Here is a 20,022-nt window from a genome sequence, read left to right on the forward strand (position 1 = left end):
GCCGTGTCAGACTGCACGGCATGCGACGCCTGTTCCCTGTGACCGACGAAACAGCAGCCCAGACCGCCGGTACGGCCCCTGGTGCCGAGGGCGCCGGTGGCGGGTCGGACGCCGGGGCGCTCGCGGACCGTGAGTGGAGCCTCGCCGAGCTGGCCGCCGCGTACGCCTACCCGCCGGCCCAGGGCGCCCCGCGGCCGTGGCTGCGGGCCAACATGGTCTCCACGCTCGACGGCGCCGCCCAGCACGAGGGCCGCTCCCAGCCCATCTCCAGCGCCGCCGACATGCGGATCTTCGGCACGCTGCGGGCGCTCGCGGACGTCATCGTGGTCGGCGCGGAGACGGTGCGGATGGAGGGCTACCGCCCGGCCCGCGCGCGGGCCGAGTTCGCCGGGGCCCGCAAGGCCGCCGGACAGGCCCCGGCCGCGGCCGTCGCGGTGGTCACCGCCAGCCTGGACCTGGACTTCTCGCTGCCCCTGTTCACCTCGCCCACGGTGCCCACGCTGATCCTCACCGGTGCCGCGGCCGCCCCCGACCGGGTCGCCGCCGCCGAGCGGGCCGGCGCCCGGGTCGTGATCGCCGGCGAAGGCATGGGCGTCGACCCCGCGCGGGCCGTCGAGGCCCTCGCCGGTCTCGGCCACACCCGGCTGCTCACCGAGGGCGGTCCGCGGCTGCTCGGCCAGCTGGTCGCCGCGGAGGTGCTGGACGAGCTGTGTCTGACCGTCTCGCCGATGCTGACCGCCGGTGACGCCCAGCGGATCGCCGGGGGGCCGTCGGTCACCGTGCCGCGCCGGTTCTCGCTCGCGTCCCTGCTGGAAGAGGACGGATTTCTGTTCGGTCGTTACCAGCGCTCCTGAATTCAGCGGAATCTACCGTTCCGGTTAGCTTCCGGCGGGCAGACTTAGTCCGGCAGTACCCGTGCGATCACGGGGAAGGATGGTTTCCGCAAGGGCCTTGTCCGGGCCCCAAAGGAGAAGAGGCGCCTGGTGTTCACAAGCGTTCTGATGATCGAGAAGGCCCTGACGTCCGCCGACGTGGAGTTCGTCACCACCCTGCACGGAGAGGAGCCGGTGACCTTCCATGTGCTGCTCCAGCCGCGCGGAGACCAGGCGGACCGGCTGCTGCGGGCCATCGACGACATCGCGCTGGGCGAACTCGACGAGGCCGTCCGAGAAGGAGAGACGCCGGAGGGTGAGGAGGCGCTCAGCGTCGGCCGGCGGGCGCTGGAGGTCTCCCTGGCGGCCCTGCGGGCGGCCGGCAGCGAGGCGCACGGCTCGCTGGTCGAGGACCACCCGCTGGACGCGCTGAAGGACCTGGTGGCCTCGGTCTCCGCCGACGAGGTGATCGTGCTGACGGACCCGCACTACGTGGAGGAGTTCTTCCACCGCGACTGGGCCTCCCGGGCCCGGCACAAGGTGGGGGTCCCGGTCCTGAAGCTGTTCTCGCACAGCAAGGCCTAGCCGACGCCCGCGCGGAGCCGGTCGGCCCTCGCTGCGCGGGGCCCGGTGCCGCAGCGCATAGGCTAGGGCCCGCTCTAGTCACGTACCGCCCCTGGGGAGAAACGCATGGCACCCGGCCTTCCTACCGCCATGGACCGACCGCACTTCATCGGCATCGGCGGCGCCGGGATGTCGGGCATCGCCAAGATCCTCGCGCAGCGCGGGGCCAAGGTCGCCGGCAGCGACGCCAAGGAGTCGGCGACCGCCGAGGCGCTGCGCTCGTTCGGCGTGACCGTGCACATCGGGCACGCCGCCGAGCACCTCGCCGACGACGCGAGCTGTGTCGTCGTGTCGTCGGCGATCCGCAAGGACAACCCCGAGCTGGCCCGCGCCGCCGAGCTGGGGATCCCCACCGTGCACCGCTCCGACGCGCTCGCCGCACTGATGGAGGGGCTGCGCCCGATCGCCGTGGCGGGCACGCACGGCAAGACCACGACCACCTCGATGCTGGCCGTCTCGCTCACCGAGCTGGGGCTGGAGCCGTCGTACGCCATCGGCGGCGACCTGGACGCCCCCGGCTCCAACGCGCTGCACGGCACGGGCGACATCTTCGTCGCCGAGGCCGACGAGTCGGACCGCAGCTTCCACCGGTACGCCCCCGAGGTCGCCATCGTCCTCAACGTCGAGCTGGACCACCACGCCAACTACGCCTCGATGGACGAGATCTACGAGTCCTTCGAGACCTTCGCCGGGAAGATCGTGCCCGGCGGCACGCTGGTGATCTCCGCCGACCACGAGGGCGCCCGCGAACTGACCCGGCGACTGGCCGGCTCCGTGCGGACCGTGACCTACGGCGAGGCCGAGGACGCCGACGTACGCGTGCTGTCGATCGTCCCGCAGGGCCTGAAGAGCCAGGTCACCGCCGTCCTCGACGGGCAGGAGCTGACCTTCGCCGTCTCCGTGCCCGGCCGGCACTACGCGCTCAACGCCGTCGCCGCGCTCGCCGCCGGTGCCGCCCTCGGCATCCCGGCCGCCGAGCTGGCGCCCGCGCTGGCCGCCTACACCGGCGTCAAGCGGCGCCTCCAGCTCAAGGGCGAGGCGGCCGGGGTGCAGGTGATCGACTCCTACGCGCACCACCCGACCGAGATGACCGCCGACCTGGAGGCCATGCGGGCCGCCGCCGGCGACTCCCGCATCCTCGTCGTCTTCCAGCCGCACCTGTTCTCCCGCACCCAGGAGCTGGGCAAGGAGATGGGCCAGGCGCTGGCCCTCGCGGACGCCTCGGCCGTGCTCGACATCTACCCGGCCCGGGAGGACCCGATCCCGGGCGTCACCAGCGAGCTGATCATCGAGGCCGCGCGCACGGCGGGCACCGAGGTGACCGCCGTGTCCGACAAGGCGGAGATCCCCGAGGTGATCGCGGGAATGGCGAAGCCGGGCGATCTCGTTCTCACCATGGGCGCGGGCGACGTGACCGACCTGGGCCCGCTGATCCTGGACCGCCTGGCGCGGCAGTAAGCAGCAGTGAGGGGATAGGACCCATGTCGTACGAGGTCGAGAAGCCGGACGAGCAGTGGCGCGCGGAGCTGACTCCGGGGGAGTACGCGGTGCTGCGCCAGGCCGCCACCGAGCCGGCCTTCACCGGTGAGTACACCGACACCAGGACCAAGGGGGTGTACTCCTGCCGGGCCTGCGGTGCCGAGCTGTTCACCTCGCAGACCAAGTTCGAGTCGCACTGCGGCTGGCCGTCCTTCTACGACCCGAAGGACACGGACGCCGTGGAACTGGTCGAGGACCGGTCCCACGGCATGGTCCGCACCGAGGTGCGCTGCGCCCGGTGCGGCTCCCACCTCGGACACGTCTTCGAGGGCGAGGGCTATCCGACCCCCACCGACCAGCGCTACTGCATCAACTCGATCTCGCTGCGGCTGACCCCGGACCAGGGCTGAGCCTCGGCGGCCGGCGCCGAGCGGCGGCTGGGCCGGGCTGTCCTGCTTGTACTGGTTTGAGACGCTGTGAGGGTGTTGGGTGTGCCGCGTTGGATCCGGTCCCGGCGCCGGCCCGTGCCCGTCGGCCTGCGCCACCGCCGCGACGGCGGTGCCGGGGAGCCCTGCGCGGACACGCAGGCCGCCGTGCCGCCGGCCACGCTGCGCACGGCCCTGGCCGCGATCGGGACCACCCTCGACGAGGCCACGACCTGCACCGAGCTGACCCGGGCCGCCGTACGGCTGACCGGTGGGGCCGCCGCCGTACTGCTCCGCCACGGGCAGACCCTCTCCGGGTACACGGCGATCACCGGGGACACCGACCTGCTGCCCGACGCCCGCTGGGCCACCGCCGTGGCCCGGCAGACGGCCGTACCGGTGCTGGACGCCCCGGCCCGGACCTGGCTGGAGCAGCCCGCCGGCACCCACCGCCGGACCGCGCTCTGTGCGCCGCTGACCAGCGGCGACGACACGTACGGCGTCCTGGTGTGGGCGAGCGCCGGGCGGCCGCCTGGCCCCGCGGAGGGCGAGCTGCTCGCCCTGCTCGCCGAACGCGCCGCCTCCCACCTGAGGCACGCCCGCGCCCATGAGCGCGTCAGCCGCACCGCCGTGGACCTGCAACGCGCCCTGCTCGCCGAGCCCGGCCGGCCGCACCCCAACCTGGACGTCGCCACCCGCTACCTCCCGGCCGGCCGGCGCGCCCTGGTCGGCGGCGACTGGTGCGAGACCGTACGGCTGCACTTCGGCCGGACCCTGCTGGTCGTCGGCGATGTCATGGGACACGGGCTGGAGGCCGCCGTCGACATGAACGCCTACCGCTCCTCACTGCGCGCCATCGCCGCCGCCGACCTCCCGCCGCACCGGGTGCTGCGGCAGATGGACGACCTCGCCGCCGGTGAGGCCGAGCACCGGCCCGCGACCTGTCTGCTCGTCCGGGTGGACCCCGCCCGGGGCCAGCTGACGCTGGCCAGCGCCGGTCACCTGCCGCCCCTGCTGATCAACCGGGACGGCGCCGCCACCCTGCTGCCGGTGCCGGTCGGACCGCCGCTGGGCACCGGGCTCGGCGGGTACGACGTCACCACCCACACCCTGGAGCCCGGGCAGACGCTGGTGCTGTTCACCGACGGGCTCGTGGAACGCCGTGGCGAGGACATCGACGACTCCCTCGCCCGGCTGGCCGCCCTCCGCTTCGCCCCCGATGCCGGTCTCGACGCCATCCTCGACACCGTCCTCCGCCGCCTGGACGCCCGGAACGCCGAGGACGACGTGGCCGTCCTCGGCGCCCGCCCACAACCGCGCCGCACCACCCGCAGTGCGAGTTCGTGATCGCGGTGCTCCGGTGACGACACGTCACCCGATGATGGTCACCCCGCGGTCTAGACTCGACCCGCATCAGTCCAGGACCGGTCAGACCCGAAGGGTACGCGGCGCTTTGATACGGATAGACGCAGTCACCAAGCGGTACCCGGACGGCACGGTCGCGGTCGACCGGCTGTCGCTGGACATACCGGATCGCGCGATCACCGTGCTCGTCGGCCCCTCCGGCTGCGGCAAGACGACCACGCTGCGGATGATCAACCGGATGGTCGAGCCCACCGAGGGCAGCATCCTCCTCGACGGCACCGACATCCGCCGGCATCCGGTCAACACCCTGCGCCGCTCGATGGGTTACGTCATCCAGCACGCCGGACTCTTCCCGCACCGCACCGTCCTCGACAACATCGCCACCGTGCCCCGGCTGCTCGGCGAGCGCAGGCGCCAGGCCCGGGACCGGGCCGCGGAGCTGATGGCGCGGGTCGGCCTCGACACCTCGCTCGCCCGGCGCTACCCCTACCAGCTCTCCGGCGGCCAGCAGCAGCGGGTCGGCGTGGCCCGCGCGCTCGCCGCCGACCCGCCGGTGCTGCTGATGGACGAGCCGTTCTCCGCCGTCGACCCCGTGGTCCGCAAGCAGCTCCAGGACGAACTCCTGCGCATTCAGGAGGAGTTGGGCAAGACCATCGTCTTCGTCACCCACGACATCGACGAGGCGGTCAAGCTGGGCACGATGGTCGCCGTACTGCGCACCGGCGGCCGGCTCGCCCAGTTCGCCTCGCCGGCCGATCTGCTCAGCGCGCCCGCCGACCCCTTCGTGGAGGACTTCCTCGGCGCCGACCGGGGCATCCGCCGGCTGTCCTTCTTCTCCTCGGCGGGGCTCGGCCTGCGGACCGCGCCGCTCGTCCCGGCCGACGCCGGACCCGAGCAGCTCGCCTCCCGAACCGACGCCCCCTGTCTGCTGGTCACCGACGAGGACGGCCGGCCACTCGGCTGGCACGAGGGCGACGGACCTGTCGACCGGCACCACCTCCTGCCGTACGGAAGGCCGTTCGTGCCCGGCGTCGACTCACTGCGCACGGCGCTCGACGGCGCCGTCCTCTCCCCGACCGGCTGGGCCGTCGCCGTGGACGGCGAGGGACGCGCCGTCGGTGTGGTCTCCCAGCAGGACATCGGCGAGGCCATCCGCGCCGCCCACCGCCGCGCGACCGCGGACAGCGACGCGAGGGCCGTACGATGAACGGCTTCTTCGACCTCCCCAGCGACCTCCAGCACAGCTACGCCGGCCTCGTCGGACTGCATCTGCGCGAGGCCCTGCTGCCGGTGCTGGCCGGGCTGCTCGTCTCGCTGCCCGTCGCCCAGCTGTGCGTGCGGCTGCGCTGGCTCTATCCGCCCGTCCTCGGCGTCACCACCGTCCTGTACGCCATCCCGTCGCTGGCCCTCTTCGTCGTGCTCATCGACTACTTCGGGCAGAGCGAGACCACGGTGATGATCCCGCTCGCGCTGTACAGCCTGGTGGTGCTGGTCCCGGCGATCGTGGACGGCGTCCGCTCGGTGCCGCCGCAGACCCTGGACGCCGCCCGCGCCATGGGCTTCGGCCCGGTACGCCGCTATCTCCAGGTGCAGCTCCCCATCGCCGTACCCGCGATCATCGCGGGCCTCAGGGTGGCCACCGTGTCGAGCATCTCCCTCGTCAGCGTCGGCATGCTCATCGGCAACCAGGGCGCGCTCGGCAATCTGCTCTACGACGCCATGACCTACCACCGGCCCGCCCTGGCCGTGAACGCGGTCGTGACGATCGGAGTGCTCGGCGCCCTCGCCGACGGCGCGCTGGTCCTGCTCCGGACGCTGCTCACGCCCTGGATGGCACGCTCGGGGGCCGCCCTGTGAACGTCCTCGACTTCGCCCGCGCCTTCTTCGCCGACAGCACCCACTGGCAGGGCTACGACGGGATCCCCACCCGGTTCGCCGAGCACCTCGCCTTCGCGGGGGAGGCGCTGCTGATCGCCGCCCTGATCGGCCTGCCGGTCGGCCTGGTCACCGGGCACTACGGCCGCGGCGGCACCGTGCTGTCCCTGATCGCCACCGCGGGCCGGGCGCTGCCCAGCTTCGGCCTGCTGGTGCTGATGTTCATCTGGATCGGCTTCGGTCTGCTCCCGGTGATGATCCCGCTGGTGGTGCTCGCCGTGCCGCCGATCCTCGTCACCACCTACGAGGCGGTCCGCTCCGTCGACCCGTCCCCGGTGGACGCGGCGCGGGGCATGGGCATGTCCGAGTCGCGGGTGCTGTTCCAGGTGGAGGTGCCGGTCGCGCTGCCGCTGATCCTGAGCGGTCTGCGCAACGCGGCGGTGCAGATCATCTCCACCGCCACCATCGCCGCGTACGTCAGCCTGGGCGGCCTCGGCCGGTACATCATCGACGGGCTCTACCAGAAGAGCTACGAGAAGGTCGTCGGCGGCGCCACCCTGGTCGCCGGGCTCGCCCTCGCCACCCTCGCGGTCTTCTGGGCGGTGGCCCGGCTGACGGTGTCGCCGGGCGTGCGCCGCGGCCGCTGAGCCGCGCGGCCGCTGAGCCGCGCGGGCGCTCAGTGGCCGGGGTCGGCGGCGCTGATGTCGGCCAGCGCGGAGTGCGGGTCCTCGACCGTGGCCAGGTCGCCGATGCTCACCATGCCGACCGGGCAGCCGCCGCGCTCCACGACGGGCAGCCGGCGCACGGCGTGCCGGCTCATCAGCTCCATGGCGTGGTCGGTGGTGTCCTCCGGCGACACCGTCACCACCGGCGGCTTGCTGCACACCTGGCCGACGGGGGTGGTGTGCGGGTCCCGGCCCTCGGCGAGCGCCCGCACCACGATGTCCCGGTCGGTGAGCACGCCGAACAGATCGCAGTCGTAGGCCACCAGGACGTCACCGACGTCGTGCTCCCGCATCACCAGCGCCGCCCGCTCCACGGTGGTCATCGGCTCCACCGCCACCGCACCGCACGACATCACGTCTCGTATCCGCCGGCTCATCGGTACCTCCTGGGCAGGAAAGAGAGCAGGGACAGGGGCAGGCCGGACCGCCCTGCGGTCCGCGACACCGGGTAGCCACCGGCGGCCGGACGAAACGGCGGGGTCGCCCGCGCGGGTGGGCCGAGCGGCGCGGGTGGGCCGGCCGCGCGGGTGGGCCGGGCCGCGCCGGGTACCCGGAGCGCGCCGGCCGCAGGGACCGGCGTACCGCGAGGCCCAGGGAGGCGGTCATGGTGCAGCACGTCCGGGAGATCATGACGCCGGACCCGGCGACGGTGACGGAGCGGACGCCGCTCACCGAGGTGGCGCGGCTGATGCGGGAGCGGGACATCGGGGACGTCGTCGTCGCCGAGTCGGGCCATGTCCTCGGCCTGGTGACCGACCGCGATCTGGTGATCCGGGCCGTCGCCGAGCACCGCGACCCCGCGACCACCGCGGCCGGCGACGTGTGCAGCGGCGATCTGTTCACCTGCGCGCCGGAGGACCCGGTCGAGGACGCGGTCCGGCTGATGCGCGAGCACGCCGTACGACGGCTGCCGGTGCTGGAGGACGACCGGCTGGTCGGCACCCTCAGCCTGGGCGACCTGGCCCTGGTCCGGGACCCGGACTCGGTCCTCGCCCACATCAGCGAGGCCCCGCCGAACGCCTGAACAACTGATCGTAACGCCAGGTAAATTGATGATCCGACGCCCTTGACTGACCGAGAACGACCTGGGTTGGATCGGCGGGTGACTTCAACACCCCAGAACAGCAGGCCCATCCGGCGGAGTCGGGGCGCGGCGGCGGTCGTCCTCGCGGCGGCGACAGCCCTGCTGGCGGGCTGTTCCTCCCACAGCGGCAGCTCCCGCGACCCCCTGTCGGACGGCGGCGGCAAGGCGAGCGCCGGCACGGTCGTCGTCGGCTCCAACAACTTCCCCGAGAGCACCCTGCTCGCCGACCTCTACGGGGAGGCGCTCAAGGCCAAGGGGATCAAGGTCACCTACAAGCCCAACATCGGCAGCCGTGAGACCACCTACGGGCTGCTCAAGAACGGCTCGGTGCAGGTGCTGCCCGAGTACAACGGCGCACTGCTCGCCTACCTGGACCCCAAGGCCGCGCCGAAGACCACCGCGGCCACGACCTCGGCCATCGAGGCGAAGCTGGACGCGGGGCTCACCCTGCTGGAGCCGTCCGCCGCGCAGAACAAGGACTCGGTGACGGTCAACGCGGCCACCGCGCGGAAGTACGGCCTCACCGGGAAGTCCTCCATCGCCGATCTGAAGCCCCTGGCGAAGGACCTGGTCATCGGCGCCTCGCCGGAGTTCCAGGCCCGGCGGCAGGGCCTGGTCGGCCTGAAGTCGGTCTACGGGCTGGAGTTCAGGTCCTTCCGGGCGCTGGACGCGGGCGGCCCGCTCACCCAGGCGGCGCTGCAACGCAACACCGTGCAGGTCGCGGACATCTTCACCACCGATCCGACCATCTCCAAGGAGAAGTTCGTCGTCCTCCAGGACCCGCAGAACCTCTTCGGGTTCGAGAACATCCAGCCGCTCGTGCGCAAGGGCGCGCTGCCGCAGAAGGGCGTGGCAGCGCTCAACGCGGTCTCGGCCAAGCTGGACACCGCGACCCTGCGGGACCTGGACACCCAGGTGCAGGCCCAGAAGAAGGACCCGCTGGACGTGGCCCGGGCGTGGCTGGGCTCCGCCGGCCTCGGCTGAACCACCCGTCACCGGCGGCCGGCGGTCGCGCGCGTGAGGGGGTCAGCCTCCCCTCACGCGCCCTCGGCCTGTGCCGCCTGCGCCGCCTGCGCCGCGGCCCGGGCCCGCCTGCGGCGTTCCCGGCGGCCGACGCGCGGTTCCTGGTCGGGCAGCCAGCCGAAGGCGAGGCAGCTGCCGGTCGCGCCCAGCAGCAGGCCGATGAAGAAGCCGCCCAGGTTGGAGGTGAGCCAGGTGCCCAGGGACAGCAGGATGCCGGTGACGGAGTAGAAGAGCCGCTGTGCGGGGTTGAAGAGGATCAGCAGACCCAGCAGCAGCATCAGGGCGGGCAGCAGATAGCCGGCCAGGCCCTGCATCCCGATGTGCATGACGACCTTCAGCGAGGCCTTCTCGGTCAGCAGGATCTCCCCGCCGCCCAGGGCGAGCAGCAGCCCGCCCCAGAACGGCCGGCGGGCCCGCCAGCCGCGGAAGGCGAGCCGCGCTCCCCGGCGTGGACGCTCCGGCACGGTGCTCAGCAACCCGAGTCGCTGAAGCGGAGCTTGAGGCCCGGCAGCTTGAACACACCGGCGGTCGTGGCGTAGTTCGTCTGGCGCAGATTGCCGATGTGCACGGTGTCGGCCTGCTGGCTGAACACGCCGATCGGGCCCTTCTTGCCGGCCTTCGTCAGCGTGCTGGCGTCGTTGCCGATCTCGATGTTGTTGAACTCCGCGTTGCCCGACAACTCGGTGGAGTCGGTGGTGAGATCGCTCGCCTGCACCTTCTGTGCGCCGCTGCCCGCGGTGATCAGCAGGTTGGTGCCGCCGAGGTCGACGCTCTGGCACAGGTGGTCCAGCGTGGCGTTCCTGATCGCCGAGGTGACGATGAGCACCTGGCCGCCGGAGTCCCCGGCGTTCGGGCTGCCGTCCGCCATGTTGTCCAGCCCGCCGTACTGCTCGAACCCGGTGCCGTTCAGGTCGGTGGCGGTGACGGTGAACGGCATGCCGGAGATCGCGAACTGCACACCGAGCGCGCCCTGCGCGGTGAGCACCGCGAGGCCGGCGGCGACCAGGGTGGCGGGCACCGCCATCACCGCGGCCCTGCGGGCCCGGACCCGTCCCCGTCTCTCGCCGCCCGCGGCGGTCTCGGTGGCGCTCGGGCTTGCGGACGGGGAACCGCTGTCCGGGTTGTCGGGGGTGTTGCCGGTGGACGGGACGTCCGGGGACGAGGCCATGTCTGCTCCCATGGGCATGGATCAAGTGGATCGGATGCGGGTTGGGCTCCAGTGGCGCGTGTCCTGGCGCGGACAGCGGCCGCCGCGGACGCCTCCTCGCACTCCCGGCGGGTGCAAGGGCTTTCTCGTTACGCGGCGGTAGCTTCCAGGAAGTTACCGCCGGTTACTTCGGGGGGTCAAGGGAGATGTGAAAAAACGGTGTCGGACATGCGCGCACCGCTTCCCGTCCTCATCAACTGCCCTTTCGAGCCTTGACGTTGATGGTTCATCAGGTCTACAACTTCCGGTGTTTCCGCGGATCCGTGGCGCCGGATCCACCGAGCGGCAGCAGGGGCGGCGGCAAGGCCGCGAGCCCCGCTTCCCGGCACGCACGGCAACCGCTTCCGCCCGTACGGCGATTCGGCGACCGCTCATCCCGACGGCCGCCGCGTCCGCCGGCTCACCCCCGGCTTGGCTTCGGCACGGTCTCTTCTCCTCCTTCTCCGTGCCCGGCCCTGTCCTGTCCGGGTGCGGCCGCAGGTCAACCCCCCGCCTCCGGCCGCGCCCGCACGCCCACCCCCCACCTCACCCCACCGTCCCCCCACTCCTGGAAAGAGGCACCCGCATGCGCACACGTACCCTCCTCGCCCTCGCCGGTACGGCCACCGCGCTCGCCCTCGCGACGGCCGGTCCCGCCTCCGCCGACGGCGGCGCCGTCCTCACCACCGGCGGCGCCGGCGGCACCGCGGCCGCCGTGGGCGACACCCTCACCGCGCCCCTGGCCTCCGGCACCTCCGCCACCCTCTACTCCAGCGCGACCGGCACCAGCGGGGTCAGCTGCAAGTCCTCGCAGTTCACCGCCAAGGTCACCGGCAACCCCACCGCGCCCGGCACGGCCACCGAGTCGGTCGTCGCGCACACCTTCGACAGCGGCAGCTGCACCAGCAACGTCGCCGGGGTGCTCGGGGTCAGCGGCATCACCGTCAACAACCTGCCCTACTCGGCGACGGTCGCCTCCGACGGCACCCTCACCGTCTCGCCCGCCAGTGGCTCCACCATCCAGACCACGGTCAAGCTGACCACCCTGCTGGGCACCGTCACCTGCGTCTACCAGGCCCCCGCCCTGACCGGAAAGGCCGACAACACCGACAACAGCATCGCCTTCACCAACCAGCAGTTCACCAAGGTGTCCGGCTCCTCGCTCTGCTTCTCCAGCGGCTACTTCACCGCCAAGTACGCCCCCGTCACCGACAACGGAGCCAAGGTCTTCGTCAACTGACCCCGGACCCGGCCGACTTCGAGGCCGGTACCGAGGATCCCGAGCCGCCGCGCGTGGCCTCCGTCACGGAGTGCCGTCGCCGGCGGCTCCTTCGTGTGCGGAGTTCCCCGTTCCTTCCGTGTGCGGAGTTCCCCGTGCCGCCCGCCCTGTCGCACGGCTTTCCGGTCCCGGGGCCGGTCACAGACCGAATCGGCTGTTTTGCTCCCGCGCGCGGCCCCGTTGAGGAGCCGGCCGTCGGCCTCGTATCGTGGCGATCAATCCGGGGATTCCCGCTGGCATTCGGTGAGTTATCGTGTGCAAGGGGCTAAAACAAACCGCATGTCCTGTTCGTCCGAGCCGCGAGGAGGGGTCCACCGATGGCGAGGCAGTTACGCGCTGAGCAGACCCGGTCGACGATCATCACGGCCGCCGCCGATCTGTTCGACCGGCACGGCTACGAGTCCACCAGTCTGAGTGACATCGTCGCACACGCGAAGGTCACCAAGGGTGCGCTGTACTTCCACTTCGCCGCCAAGGAGGACCTCGCCCACGCCATCCTGGAACTCCAGTTCAAGTCCGCGCAAGCGGTCGTGGCCGACGTCGAGAGCCGCGGCTACTCCTCGCTGGAGGCCCTCATGCGCTGCACGTTCGGCGTCGCCCGGCTCGCCGTGGAGGACCCGGTGCCGCGCGCCGGACTCCGGCTGGCCACCGCGGACGTCGCCGTACGGCCGCCGCTGCGGCACCCCTTCACCGAGGCGCTGGAGTTCGCCACCCGCAAGTTCAGCGGAGCCATCCGAGAGGCCGACGTGCACAGCGACCTCGATGTCGGCGTCGTCGCCCACTCCCTCGTCTGCTTCTTCATCGGCACCCGTGTCGCCGGACGTTCCCTCGAACCGGTGGGACGGCTTCCGCGCCGGATCGCCGAGATGTGGCACCTGCTGATCCGGAGCCTGGTCCCGGTGCACCGCCGCCCCCGCTATGTCACCCTCGCCACGCAGCTGGAGCGGGAGACCAGGACCGCCTGACCGCCGCGATACGGTGACCGACATGCCCGACACCCCGTTCGCACCCGTGATCCTCGGCAACGAACCCGGCTCGTTCCCGCACAGCGTGCTGGCCGAGCGGCACCCCGCGATCATCCGGCAGGTGCGGGACGCCTTCCCGTACGGCCCCGGGCAGCACCGGGCCCTGGACGAGCTGCTGAAGAGCTGCACCGAGGGCACGGTGGAGCCGCTGCCCGGCGACGCGCCGGACCGCGACCGGTGGCACGCCTGGGGCCTGGCCGAGCACACCGGGCGGTCCTGGTACGAGGTGCCGTGGCTGTGGGCCGAGAGCTACTTCTACCGCCGGCTGCTGGACGCCGTCGGCTGGTTCGGGCCCGGCGCCTGGCAGGGCATCGACCCCTTCCGTCCCTTCAAACGCGCCGAACTGGACGCCCCGGAGACCGACGCGGAACTGGCTGCCCTGGACGAGCTGCACGAGCGGCCCGCGGCCGAGCGCGCGCACGCCCTGCTGCACGGCTCGCTCTGGGGCAACCGCGCCGACCTCGGCTTCCGGCTCTCCGCCGCGGGCGCCGAGGCCGGCGAGCCGGTGCCCGCGCTGGTCGCCGACGACAGCGACACCCTGTGGCGGCTGCTGCCGCCCGGCGGCACGGGCACCCTGGTCCTGGTCGCCGACAACGCGGGCCGTGAACTCGTCCCCGACCTGCTGCTCATCGCCCATCTGCTCACCGAGGGCCGGGCCGCCCGCGCCGTGCTGCACGTCAAGCCGTACCCCTACTACGTCTCCGACGCCACGACCGCCGACGTGGTCGACGCCCTGCACCGGCTGCGCGCGGCGGGCGGCGCGGCCGCCGGATACGGCGGGGTGCTCTGGTCGGCGCTGGCCGACGGCCGGCTGACCGTGCGCGCGCACCCCTTCTCGTGCGCCCCCCTGCCGTACGCCGACATGCCCGACGACCTGCGCGCCGAGTTCGCCGCCGCCGCGCTCACCCTCTTCAAGGGCGACCTCAACTACCGGCGCCTGGTGGGCGACCGGTGGTGGCCGCCGACCACGTCCTTCCAGGAGGCGACCGCCTGGTTCCCCGGCCCGGTCGCGGCGCTGCGTACCCTGAAGTCGGACGTGATCACCGGCCTGACCGCCGCCACCGAGACGGCCCTGGTGGCGGCGGAGGGACAGCGCTGGCGCACCGCGGGCACCCACGCCCTCATCCAGGTCAACGCCTCACGCGGCCCGCGCCGGCAGTGACTTGAGGCCGTTGATGAAGTTCGACACCAGCCGCACCGGCGGCCCGGCGAGCCGCAGCTCGGGCAGGGCGCTCAGCACCTCCTCGTAGAGGATCCGCAGCTGCAACCGGGCGAAGTGGGCGCCGAGGCAGACATGCGGGCCGTCGCCGAAGGACACATGCGGATTGGGCGAGCGGGCCAGATCCAGCCGGTCGGGGTCGGCGAACACCCGCTCGTCGCGGTTGGCCGAGGCATGGAACACCACGACCTTGTCACCCGCCCGGATCCGCCGGCCGGCCAGTTCGGTGTCCCGGGCGGCCGTCCGCCGGAAGGTCAGCACCGGCGGATGCAGCCGCAGCAACTCCTCCACCGCCGGGCCCGGTTCCGCCTTCCCGGTGCGCAGCCGCTCGTACGCCTCCGGGTGCGCGGCGAGCTGCGCCAGGCCGCCGGGGGCCGCGCTGCGCACGGTGTCGTTGCCCGCGACCGTGAGCAGGAAGAAGAACATCTCCAGGCCGGCGTCGTCGAGATCCGGGTCGTGGGCGAGGGTGGTCAGGATGTCGTCGGCGGGACACCGTCTCCGGTACGCGGCCAGCCGGCGGGCGTAGCCGAACATGTCCGCCAGCAGCGCCGGGGAGCGGGGATTGACCGGGCGGCCCGCCGCGTCCCGCACCTGCGGCCCGGCCTCGTCCGGATCCTGGTAGCCGATGACCCGCCGGGTCCAGTGCAGCAGCAGGCCCCGGTCGCTTTCCGGCACCCCCAGCAGATCCGCCAGGTTGAGCAGCGCGTACTCGTCCGTGACGGAGCCGACCAGGTCGAGGGTGCCGTCGCCCGCCCGCGCCGCCGCGAGCGCCCCGGCGAGCAGACCGCGCGCCCGCTCCCGGGCGGCCTGAGCGAACCGGTCCACGCGCCCCGGGGTGAACGCCCGGCTCACCACCCTGCGCAGCCGCCCGTGGGCGGGCGGGTCCTGATTGAGCATCATGCGCCGGACGAACGGCAGGTCCGCCGGCTCCGGATCCCGGATCTGCGTCGCGCCGAGGTACGAGGAGAACGTCGCCGCGTCCTTGAGCACCCGGACCACGTCCGCGTGCCGGGTCACCGCCCAGAAACCCGGTCCGGCCGGCCAGCCCAGCACCTCGTGCTCCTCCTGCCAGGCCACCGGGTGGTGGTCGCGCAGCACGCGGTAGTCGTCGTAGGGCACCCCGGCCGCATAGCGGCGCGGGTCGAAGACATCGGGGACCGACGGCGTCGCGCGCACGCTCACGCCGGTGCGTCCCCGTCCGCGCGCAGGAAGTCCTCGACCGTGCGGACCAGCTCCAGCGGGGTCTCGTCCATGGCGTAGTGCCCGGCCCCCGGGAGGCTGACGAGCCGCGCCCGCGGATACCAGGCCATCCAGGTCTGCGTCATGACCTCGGCCGACAGCGCCGGATCCTGCTCGCCCGCGACTGCCAGCGCCGGCACCTCGCTGCCCTTGACCTCCGTGTGGAAGTCCTCGCCCGCCCAGGAGTCCAGCCAGGCCCGGAACGCCGTGGCGTCACTGCGTTCCAGCGAGCGCGCGGTCATCCGGTCCAGCCAGGCGGCCGGACGGCGGCCCCCGGTGGTGATGTCGATGATCGCCCTGCGGTTCTCCGCCCTGTGCGCCGCCTCCGTGAACAGGGCGCCCTGCTCGCCGTCCAGCGGCATGCCCGAGGCGGGCACGGGGGAGACCCCGACGATCCGGCGCAGCCGGTGCGGGGCGAGCGCCAGCAGCCGCTGTGCGACCGCGCCGCCCATGGAGTGCCCGATCACCGAGAACCGCGCCCAGCCGAGCCGGTCGGCCAGCACCAGCAGGTCCCCGGCCGCCTCGGCGGTCGTGTACGCGCCACCGGCGTCGCGGGCCTCGCCGTAGCCGCGCAGATCCACCAGCGCGTAGCTGAAGGCCGTACGGTCCAGGTCCGGCAGGACGGTCGCGTAGGCGGACCGGTCGGCGAACCAGCCGTGCACCGCGAACACCTTGTGGGCGCCGTCGCCGTGCACCTCATGAGGCAGTACGAAGGAGGTCATGGGCCTACCGTGACGTCCCCGCACGGCCGCGGCAAGGGCACCGGCACAACGCGTCGCCCGGCGCCCGCGTGCACACCGGTGCGCGGGAGCATCGGTGTTTCGACGACACTTCACGCGATGGTGTGATCATGTGCCTCCCGGTGGATGGGCCTCGGAGGGCACGGGTAGGGCCCCGGCCATGACGCAGCCGTTCGAACTCCCGCACTTCTACATGCCGTATCCCGCGCGGCTCAACCCGCACCTCGACGAGGCCCGTGCCCACTCCACCGCGTGGGCACGCGAGATGGGCATGCTGGAAGGCTCCGGAATCTGGGACCAGGCCGACCTGGAGGCGCACGACTACGGGCTCCTGTGCGCCTACACCCACCCCGACTGCGACGGACCCGCCCTCTCGCTGATCACCGACTGGTATGTGTGGGTGTTCTTCTTCGACGACCACTTCCTGGACATGTTCAAGCGCACCCAGGACCGCGCCGCGGGCAAGGCCCACCTGGACCGCCTGCCGCTGTTCATGCCGCTCGACCTCGCGACCGAGGTGCCCGAGCCCGCGAACCCGGTCGAGGCGGGCCTGAAGGACCTGTGGGAGCGCACGGTGCCCTCGATGTCGGCGGACTGGCGCCGCCGCTTCGCCGTCGCCACCGAGCACCTGCTCAACGAGTCGATGTGGGAGCTGTCCAACATCAACGAGGGGCGGATCGCCAACCCCGTCGAGTACATCGAGATGCGCCGCAAGGTGGGCGGCGCGCCCTGGTCGGCGGGGCTCGTGGAGTACGCGACCGCCGAGGTGCCCGCGGCCGTCGCCGGGACCCGGCCGCTGCGCGTGCTGATGGAGACCTTCTCCGACGCCGTCCATCTGCGCAACGACCTGTTCTCCTACCAGCGCGAGGTCGAGGACGAGGGCGAGAACAGCAACGGCGTCCTCGTGCTGGAGAAGTTCTTCGGCTGCACCACCCAGGAGGCCGCCGACACGGTCAACGACATCCTCACCTCCCGGCTGCACCAGTTCGAGCACACCGCGCTCACCGAGGTCCCCGCCGTCGCCCTGGAGAAGGGCCTCACGCCCGTCGACGTCGCCGCGGTCGCCGCCTACACCAAGGGGCTCCAGGACTGGCAGTCCGGCGGCCACGAGTGGCACATGCGCTCCAGCCGCTACATGAACAAGGGCGCACGCTCCCGCTCGCCGTGGCAGCTCCCGAGCGGGCCCGGCACCTCCGCGGCCGACATCGGCGCACTGCTCGCCTCGGCCGCCCAGGAACGCCTGCGCGCCTACGCGCACGTGCCGTACCAGAAGGTCGGCCCGTCCGTGCTGCCGGAGTTCCGCATGCCGTACCCGCTCCAGCTGAGCGCGCACCTGGACAGCGCCCGGAGCAACCTCGTCACCTGGTCGCACCGGATGGGCATCCTCCAGGAAGGCGTCTGGGACGAGGACAAGCTCGCCGCCTACGACCTCGCCCTGTGCTCCGCCGGCCTGGACCCGGACGCCACCCCCGAGGCCCTCGACCTCAGCGCCCAGTGGCTCGCCTGGGGCACCTACGGCGACGACTACTACCCGCTCGTCTACGGCCACCGCCGGGACCTGGCCGCCGCCCGGCTGACCACGGCCCGGCTCTCCCAGTGCATGCCCGTCGAGGGCGAGCCGGCCCTGGTGCCCGCCAACGCCATGGAGCGCGGGCTGATCGACCTGTGGGCCCGGACGACGGCCAGGATGACCGCCGAGCAGCGGCGCACCGTCAAGGCATCCGTGGACACGATGACCGAGAGCTGGGTCTGGGAGCTGTCCAACCAGATGCAGAACCGCGTCCCCGACCCGGTCGACTACCTGGAGATGCGCCGCTCCACCTTCGGCTCCGACCTCACCCTGAGCCTGTGCCGGATGGGCCAGGGCCCCGCCCTCCCGCCGGAGGTCTACCGCAGCGGCCCGGTGCGCTCCCTGGAGAACGCCGCCATCGACTACGCGTGCCTCCTCAACGACATCTTCTCCTACCAGAAGGAGATCGAGTACGAGGGCGAGCTGCACAACGCCGTCCTCGTCGTACAGAACTTCTTCGGCATGGACTATCCGACCGCGCTCCGGGTCGTCCATGACCTGACCACCCAGCGCATGCAGCAGTTCGAGCATGTCATCGCGCACGAACTGCCCGTGCTCTGCGACGACTTCGAACTGTCGGCGGGGGCGCGCGCGGCGATGGACGCCTATGTCCTGGACCTCCAGAACTGGCTGGCCGGGATTCTCAACTGGCACCGGAAGGTGGACCGCTACAAGGCCGAGTGGCTGGGCCGCCGGGCCCATGGCTTCCTGCCCGGCCACACGCCGGCACCACCCCTCCAGCTCGTCAGCTGACCTCCGCGGTCCGCCGTTCGGCCGCGGCGATGTGCTCCGCCGCCTCCGCCGCGGTCTCGTCCAGCCCCGCCCGGGCCGCCCCGCGCAACTCGGCGCGTATCGCCCCGCCGCCCGCCAAGGCCGCACGCGCCTCCGCAAGGAGGTCCGCGTCGGCCAGGGCGCGGACGAGCGCGTAGTGCTCCTGGGCGAGATACCGGCCGAGGTTCACCTCCCGCCAGTACCCGAGCGAGTCGTCACCCGGGGCGGTGAGGATCTCCCGCAGCCTGGCCAGCGACCGCGCGGCCGGGACGAGCCGGCCCGTCGCCCGCTCCAGCCGGGCCTGGTCGTGCAGGGCCGACACCCGGTCCCAGGCGCTGTCCCGCAGCGCGGCGTACAGCCGCTGGGCGCGCAGCGCCTGGTCCAGGTCGCCGAGGTGCTCGAAGTCGAAGGCCAGGGCGGCGAGCGGGGACGGGTCGAGCGCGGTGGGGTCGCCGGGCCGGCGCAGCAGGCTCTGGTCCATCTCGATGGCGTCCAGCCGCCGGATCAGCGCCACCCGGGCCGGCTCGGTGAGCCCCTGCGCGGCGGCCAGGTCGGTCCAGGTCGACTCCGGCTCGTCGGCCGGGTCGGCGCCGAACAGGGACGCGTCCAGCCCCTCGGCCCAGCGGCGCAGCGCGGCCCCGCCGGCTTCCGGCTCCGGTATCCCGCCGAGGCCGCACCAGGTGTCGAAGTCCGTCTCCCGCACCTCGTGCAGCAGCGGCAGGTCCGCCGGATCGCCGTGCAGTCCCACCAGGACGGCCGCGAGCCGCAGTTCGTCCGTCATGGACGACTCCGCCTCCCGGCGCAGCAGCAGCCGCAGCAGGGGCAGATCGCCGTCCGCGCGGTCGAACTGCGCGGCCCGCAGCACCAGTCGGCGCCGCACCGGATCGCCGGCCACGGACGTGTCCCCGGCGCGCAGCCGGGCGAGTCCGGCCCGTCCCTCGGCCAGCACCCGCTCCCACAGCGGCGGACGGGGATGGCCGTCGAGCAGCCGGTAGGCCCGCCCCTCCTCGGCGTTGAGCAGCACATGCTCCGGTTCGGTGCGCAGCAGGGCCGCGTGCAGCATGCCGACCAGCTCCACCGGGGAGCGCTCCGGCAGCCCGAGCGCCGCGCGCAGCTCGGCCCGCTCGGCGTCGATGCCGTAGCACTCGCGCAGCTCCTCCTCCGTCTCCGCCACGCGCGCGAGGATCGTCTCCGCGCCGTCCGCCGGTGACAGATCGAGGTGATCCGGCCAGCCGGGCAGGCCGATCAGGATCTCCAGCGCCTCGTCCACGCTCGCCCCGACGATCCCGGCGCCGCCCTCCGAGTCGGCGTACAGCACGGACCCGTCGGGGCAGCGGAAGAAGGTGCCTCCGGTGTCGTCACCCGCGAGCACCTCCAGCGGGCCGCCCGAGGCCAGGCGGACGGGCTCGACATGGCCGCGGGCGGCCCGGTCCAGGTCGAAGCCGAAGGGGAAGGCGGCCAGTTCGGCGAGGTGCCGGTGCCGGCGCAGCTGCCGCAGAAGACGATCGCTCATGTCACAGA

At 72.8% G+C, this 20,022-nt stretch carries 20 protein-coding genes; 14 read left to right on the forward strand and 6 right to left on the reverse strand.

Annotated elements, in window-relative coordinates; genetic code table 11:
• The first annotated feature begins 20 nt into the window (after positions 1-20).
• From ACZ5CZ_RS31265 to ACZ5CZ_RS31300, 8 genes are all read left to right on the forward strand, one after another.
• Positions 21-854, forward strand: coding sequence for a pyrimidine reductase family protein (locus tag ACZ5CZ_RS31265; RefSeq protein WP_468947672.1), 834 nt, complete (start codon positions 21-23; stop codon positions 852-854).
• Between the two features lie 129 nt (positions 855-983).
• Positions 984-1,457, forward strand: coding sequence for an indole-3-glycerol phosphate synthase (locus ACZ5CZ_RS31270; protein ID WP_385840625.1), 474 nt, complete (start codon positions 984-986; stop codon positions 1,455-1,457).
• A 105-nt stretch (positions 1,458-1,562) separates the two neighbouring features.
• Positions 1,563-2,954 (forward strand): UDP-N-acetylmuramate--L-alanine ligase, encoded by a 1,392-nt coding sequence (gene murC, locus ACZ5CZ_RS31275; protein WP_468947674.1) that lies wholly within the window; start codon positions 1,563-1,565, stop codon positions 2,952-2,954.
• A gap of 23 nt (positions 2,955-2,977) precedes the next feature.
• Positions 2,978-3,385: a peptide-methionine (R)-S-oxide reductase MsrB gene (msrB, locus tag ACZ5CZ_RS31280; protein ID WP_385840627.1), complete on the forward strand. Its 408-nt coding sequence runs from the start codon at positions 2,978-2,980 to the stop codon at positions 3,383-3,385.
• An 81-nt stretch (positions 3,386-3,466) separates the two neighbouring features.
• Positions 3,467-4,747, forward strand: coding sequence for a PP2C family protein-serine/threonine phosphatase (locus tag ACZ5CZ_RS31285; protein WP_468947677.1), 1,281 nt, complete (start codon positions 3,467-3,469; stop codon positions 4,745-4,747).
• 106 nt (positions 4,748-4,853) lie between these two features.
• Entirely contained in the window at positions 4,854-5,972 is a 1,119-nt protein-coding gene (locus ACZ5CZ_RS31290; RefSeq protein WP_468947679.1) for an ABC transporter ATP-binding protein, read from the forward strand.
• A complete protein-coding gene (locus ACZ5CZ_RS31295; RefSeq protein WP_468947681.1) occupies positions 5,969-6,622 on the forward strand; it encodes an ABC transporter permease in 654 nt (217 codons plus the stop codon). Before ACZ5CZ_RS31290 ends, ACZ5CZ_RS31295 begins: the two co-directional genes overlap by 4 nt.
• Complete coding sequence (locus ACZ5CZ_RS31300) at positions 6,619-7,287, forward strand: ABC transporter permease (protein WP_385840632.1); 669 nt, start codon at positions 6,619-6,621, stop codon at positions 7,285-7,287. Before ACZ5CZ_RS31295 ends, ACZ5CZ_RS31300 begins: the two co-directional genes overlap by 4 nt.
• A gap of 29 nt (positions 7,288-7,316) precedes the next feature.
• On the opposite strand, the gene ACZ5CZ_RS31305 is transcribed toward ACZ5CZ_RS31300, so the two are convergent.
• Entirely contained in the window at positions 7,317-7,742 is a 426-nt protein-coding gene (locus ACZ5CZ_RS31305; RefSeq protein ID WP_385840634.1) for a CBS domain-containing protein, read from the reverse strand.
• 227 nt (positions 7,743-7,969) lie between these two features.
• On the opposite strand from ACZ5CZ_RS31305, the gene ACZ5CZ_RS31310 reads away from it, so the two are divergent.
• Both ACZ5CZ_RS31310 and ACZ5CZ_RS31315 read left to right on the forward strand, forming a co-directional pair.
• Entirely contained in the window at positions 7,970-8,389 is a 420-nt protein-coding gene (locus ACZ5CZ_RS31310) for a CBS domain-containing protein (protein ID WP_385840635.1), read from the forward strand.
• A gap of 78 nt (positions 8,390-8,467) precedes the next feature.
• Positions 8,468-9,433 (forward strand): ABC transporter substrate-binding protein, encoded by a 966-nt coding sequence (locus ACZ5CZ_RS31315; RefSeq protein WP_385840636.1) that lies wholly within the window; start codon positions 8,468-8,470, stop codon positions 9,431-9,433.
• A 53-nt stretch (positions 9,434-9,486) separates the two neighbouring features.
• Here ACZ5CZ_RS31315 and ACZ5CZ_RS31320 read toward each other — a convergent pair whose 3' ends face one another.
• Together ACZ5CZ_RS31320 and ACZ5CZ_RS31325 are read right to left on the reverse strand one after the other, a co-directional pair.
• Positions 9,487-9,936, reverse strand: coding sequence for a DUF6114 domain-containing protein (locus tag ACZ5CZ_RS31320; RefSeq protein WP_468947685.1), 450 nt, complete (start codon positions 9,934-9,936; stop codon positions 9,487-9,489).
• 5 nt (positions 9,937-9,941) lie between these two features.
• Positions 9,942-10,640 (reverse strand): DUF6230 family protein, encoded by a 699-nt coding sequence (locus tag ACZ5CZ_RS31325; RefSeq protein WP_385840834.1) that lies wholly within the window; start codon positions 10,638-10,640, stop codon positions 9,942-9,944.
• Between the two features lie 604 nt (positions 10,641-11,244).
• Here ACZ5CZ_RS31325 and ACZ5CZ_RS31330 point away from each other — a divergent pair.
• From ACZ5CZ_RS31330 to ACZ5CZ_RS31340, 3 genes are all read left to right on the forward strand, one after another.
• Positions 11,245-11,898: a Tat pathway signal sequence domain protein gene (locus ACZ5CZ_RS31330; protein WP_385840639.1), complete on the forward strand. Its 654-nt coding sequence runs from the start codon at positions 11,245-11,247 to the stop codon at positions 11,896-11,898.
• A 356-nt stretch (positions 11,899-12,254) separates the two neighbouring features.
• Positions 12,255-12,902 (forward strand): ScbR family autoregulator-binding transcription factor, encoded by a 648-nt coding sequence (locus tag ACZ5CZ_RS31335; protein WP_385840640.1) that lies wholly within the window; start codon positions 12,255-12,257, stop codon positions 12,900-12,902.
• A gap of 22 nt (positions 12,903-12,924) precedes the next feature.
• Complete coding sequence (locus tag ACZ5CZ_RS31340) at positions 12,925-14,124, forward strand: damage-control phosphatase ARMT1 family protein (RefSeq protein ID WP_468947688.1); 1,200 nt, start codon at positions 12,925-12,927, stop codon at positions 14,122-14,124.
• Here ACZ5CZ_RS31340 and ACZ5CZ_RS31345 read toward each other — a convergent pair.
• Together ACZ5CZ_RS31345 and ACZ5CZ_RS31350 are read right to left on the reverse strand one after the other, a co-directional pair.
• Positions 14,101-15,363 carry a cytochrome P450 gene (locus tag ACZ5CZ_RS31345; protein ID WP_468947690.1) on the reverse strand — a complete coding sequence of 421 codons (1,263 nt, stop codon included), beginning with the start codon at positions 15,361-15,363 and terminating at the stop codon, positions 14,101-14,103. The genes ACZ5CZ_RS31340 and ACZ5CZ_RS31345 overlap by 24 nt on opposite strands.
• Positions 15,360-16,142 carry an alpha/beta fold hydrolase gene (locus tag ACZ5CZ_RS31350; protein WP_468947692.1) on the reverse strand — a complete coding sequence of 261 codons (783 nt, stop codon included), beginning with the start codon at positions 16,140-16,142 and terminating at the stop codon, positions 15,360-15,362. Before ACZ5CZ_RS31350 ends, ACZ5CZ_RS31345 begins: the two co-directional genes overlap by 4 nt.
• Before the next feature lie 178 nt (positions 16,143-16,320).
• On the opposite strand from ACZ5CZ_RS31350, the gene cyc2 reads away from it, so the two are divergent.
• On the forward strand, positions 16,321-18,483 hold the full coding sequence (gene cyc2 / locus ACZ5CZ_RS31355; protein ID WP_468947694.1) for a germacradienol/geosmin synthase Cyc2: 2,163 nt from the start codon (positions 16,321-16,323) through the stop codon (positions 18,481-18,483).
• On the opposite strand, the gene ACZ5CZ_RS31360 is transcribed toward cyc2, so the two are convergent.
• Positions 18,476-20,014, reverse strand: coding sequence for a hypothetical protein (locus ACZ5CZ_RS31360; protein WP_468947696.1), 1,539 nt, complete (start codon positions 20,012-20,014; stop codon positions 18,476-18,478). The two genes, cyc2 and ACZ5CZ_RS31360, sit on opposite strands and share 8 nt — an antisense overlap.
• Between the last annotated feature and the right edge of the window lie 8 nt (positions 20,015-20,022).

It is taken from the genome of Streptomyces sp. NPDC031418 (assembly GCF_055581605.1).